Below are 3,653 nucleotides of genomic sequence, written 5' to 3'. Positions count from 1 at the left end.
GGTCGGTCGTAGGCACGCTGTTGGGTCCTGAGGGAGCGGGCCCTGCGTATCCGGTTGCGGGTGCGGGGGGTGGGTTTCTTCTGTGTCAGGGCCGGTCTGCATCTCATACCGCTGTGTGTCGCCCGAGGGTGGCCGCGGGGCTGGTGGGGTGGTGGGGGCCGGTGGCTGGTCGTACGTTGAGAACTGCACAGTGGACGCGAGCATCTTCTGACTCTGGTTAGCAGAGTTTCTGTAGGTATGGCCCGTTGCCTGTTTCCTTCCGGGGGCAGGGGGCGGGATTTTTGTGTGGCCAAGTTGTTAAGGGCACACGGTGGATGCCTGGGCACCAGGAGCCGATGAAGGACGTAGGAGGCTGCGATAAGCCTCGGGGAGCTGTCAACCGAGCGTTGATCCGAGGATTTCCGAATGGGGGAACCCCGCACCAGTCATGTGGTGTGACCCGCGCCTGAACACATAGGGCGTGTGGAGGGAACGTGGGGAAGTGAAACATCTCAGTACCCACAGGAAGAGAAAACAACAGTGATTCCGTGAGTAGTGGCGAGCGAAAGCGGAAGAGGCTAAACCGATCGCATGTGATAGCCGGCAGGCGTTGTGTGGTCGGGGTCGTGGGACAGTTCTGCATCCTCTGCCGGGGGTGCGGGGAGTCATAAAGGATCTGTGTTAGTGGAAGGCCTCTGGAAAGGGTCGCCGTAGAGGGTGAGAGCCCCGTACACGAAAACACGGTCCCTCCCGAACTTGTTTCCCAAGTAGCACCGAGCCCGTGAAATTCGGTGTGAATCCGGCGGGACCACCCGCTAAGCCTGAATACTCCCTGGTGACCGATAGCGGACAAGTACCGTGAGGGAAAGGTGAAAAGTACCCCGGGAGGGGAGTGAAATAGTACCTGAAACCGTGTGCCTACAAGCCGTGAGAGCCTTGTGCCGCCTTGTGCGGGCGGGGTGATTGCGTGCCTTTTGAAGAATGAGCCTGCGAGTTAGCGGTACGTGGCGAGGTTAACCCGTGTGGGGTAGCCGTAGCGAAAGCGAGTCCGAACAGGGCGTTTGAGTCGCGTGCTCTAGACCCGAAGCCGAGTGATCTACCCATGGCCAGGTTGAAGCGCGGGTAAGACCGCGTGGAGGACCGAACCCACCAGGGTTGAAAACCTGGGGGATGAGCTGTGGGTAGGGGTGAAAGGCCAATCAAACTCGGTGATAGCTGGTTCTCCCCGAAATGCATTTAGGTGCAGCGTCACGTGTTTCTTGCCGGAGGTAGAGCACTGGATGGCCGATGGGCCCCACAAGGTTACTGACGTCAACCAAACTCCGAATGCCGGTAAGTGAGAGCGTGGCAGTGAGACTGCGGGCGATAAGGTTCGTAGTCGAGAGGGAAACAGCCCAGATCATCGGCTAAGGCCCCTAAGCGTGTGCTAAGTGGAAAAGGATGTGGGATCGCAGAGACAACCAGGAGGTTGGCTTAGAAGCAGCCACCCTTGAAAGAGTGCGTAATAGCTCACTGGTCAAGTGGTTCCGCGCCGACAATGTAGCGGGGCTCAAGCACACCGCCGAAGCCGTGGCATTCACACAGTCGCCCGTCGGTTCTCCTCGGAGGCCGGCCAGGTGTGTGGATGGGTAGGGGAGCGTCGTGTGGCGGTGGAAGCGGCGGAGTGATCCAGCCGTGGACGCCACACGAGTGAGAATGCAGGCATGAGTAGCGAGAGGGGAGTGAGAACCTCCCCCGCCGGAAGACCAAGGGTTCCTGGGCCAGGCTAATCCGCCCAGGGTGAGTCGGGACCTAAGGCGAGGCCGACAGGCGTAGTCGATGGACAACGGGTTGATATTCCCGTACCCGCGAAGGAACGCCCATGCTGAACCCAGCGATGCTAACCCACCGACGCCGGGTCGCCCCACTTGTGGGGTGGTCCGGTCTAGCTGGGGACCCGGACTGGTAGTAGGCAAGCGATGGGGTGACGCAGGAAGGTAGTCCTACCGGTGAGTGGTAGTACCGGTGCAAGGGTGTGGCCCGTGGAGCAGGCAAATCCGTTCCACACGAGGGTGAGGCCCGACGCATAGCCGATTGAGGCGAATTGGATGATCCTATGCTGCCGAGAAAAGCCTCTAGCGAGTTCCGAGCGGCCCGTACCCCAAACCAACTCAGGTGGTCAGGTAGAGAATACCGAGGCGATCGAGCGAACTGTGGTTAAGGAACTCGGCAAAATGCCCCCGTAACTTCGGGAGAAGGGGGGCCCCAGCCCGTGAACCACCTAGCGTGGGGCAGCGGGAGGGGGTCGCAGAGACCAGTGAGAAGCGACTGTTTACTAAAAACACAGGTCCGTGCGAAGTCGTAAGACGATGTATACGGACTGACGCCTGCCCGGTGCTGGAACGTTAAGGGGACGGGTTAGCCGCAAGGCGAAGCTCAGAACTCAAGCGCCAGTAAACGGCGGTGGTAACTATAACCATCCTAAGGTAGCGAAATTCCTTGTCGGGTAAGTTCCGACCTGCACGAATGGCGTAACGACTTCTCAGCTGTCTCAACCACAGGCTCGGCGAAATTGCACTACGAGTAAAGATGCTCGTTACGCGCGGCAGGACGGAAAGACCCCGGGACCTTTACTATAGCTTGATATTGGTGTTCGGTTCGGCTTGTGTAGGATAGGTGGGAGACTGCGAAGCGGGCACGCCAGTGTCCGTGGAGTCGCCGTTGAAATACCACTCTGGTCGAATTGGATGTCTAACCTCGGTCCGTGATCCGGATCAGGGACAGTGTCAGGTGGGTAGTTTAACTGGGGCGGTTGCCTCCCAAAATGTAACGGAGGCGCCCAAAGGTTCCCTCAGCCTGGTTGGCAATCAGGTGTCGAGTGCAAGTGCACAAGGGAGCTTGACTGCGAGACCGACGGGTCGAGCAGGAGCGAAAGCTGGGACTAGTGACCCGGCACCGGCATGTGGAAGCGGTGTCGCTCAACGGATAAAAGGTACCCCGGGGATAACAGGCTGATCTTCCCCAAGAGTCCATATCGACGGGATGGTTTGGCACCTCGATGTCGGCTCGTCGCATCCTGGGGCTGGAGTAGGTCCCAAGGGTTGGGCTGTTCGCCCATTAAAGCGGTACGCGAGCTGGGTTTAGAACGTCGTGAGACAGTTCGGTCCCTATCCGCCGTGCGCGTAAGAGACTTGAGAAGAGCTGTCCCTAGTACGAGAGGACCGGGACGGACGAACCTCTGGTGTGCCAGTTGTACCGCCAGGTGCACTGCTGGTTGGCTACGTTCGGCAGGGATAACCGCTGAAAGCATCTAAGCGGGAAGCTCGCTTCAAGATGAGGTCTCTCACCGGGACAACCGGGTAAGGCCCCCGCCCAGACCAGCGGGTTGATAGGCCGGAAGTGGAAGCACCGCAAGGTGTGGAGCTGACCGGTACTAACAGGCCGAGGGCTTGACCACACACACCACCCCTGCAGGGGCGCTGCGTGTGACCAGGTCGAAACGAAGAAGCAGTCGCGTCCACTGTGCGGTTCTGAACGCACGAACCAGCCCACCACGGCAGTTCGAAGTTCACAGAGTTACGGCGGCCATGGCGAGAGGGAAACGCCCGGCAACATTCCGAACCCGGAAGCTAAGCCTCTCAGCGCCGATGGTACTGCCCTGGAGACGGGGTGGGAGAGTAGGACGCCGCCGGACA

General features: G+C 59.7%; 2 rRNA genes. Both read left to right on the top strand.

The features are described from left to right. Positions 1–287 precede the first annotated feature (287 nt). Positions 288–3,415, top strand: a 23S ribosomal RNA gene (locus tag E9549_RS22435). A 120-nt stretch (positions 3,416–3,535) separates the two neighbouring features. Then, positions 3,536–3,652: ribosomal RNA gene (rrf, locus tag E9549_RS22430) — 5S ribosomal RNA — on the top strand. The last annotated feature ends 1 nt before the right edge of the window (position 3,653 follow it).

The organism is Blastococcus sp. MG754426, assembly GCF_021699055.1.
In the GTDB taxonomy this organism is placed as follows: domain Bacteria; phylum Actinomycetota; class Actinomycetes; order Mycobacteriales; family Geodermatophilaceae; genus Blastococcus.
The sequence above is the reverse complement of the archived record's forward strand: the minus strand, read 5'-3'. Positions and strand labels throughout refer to the sequence as shown.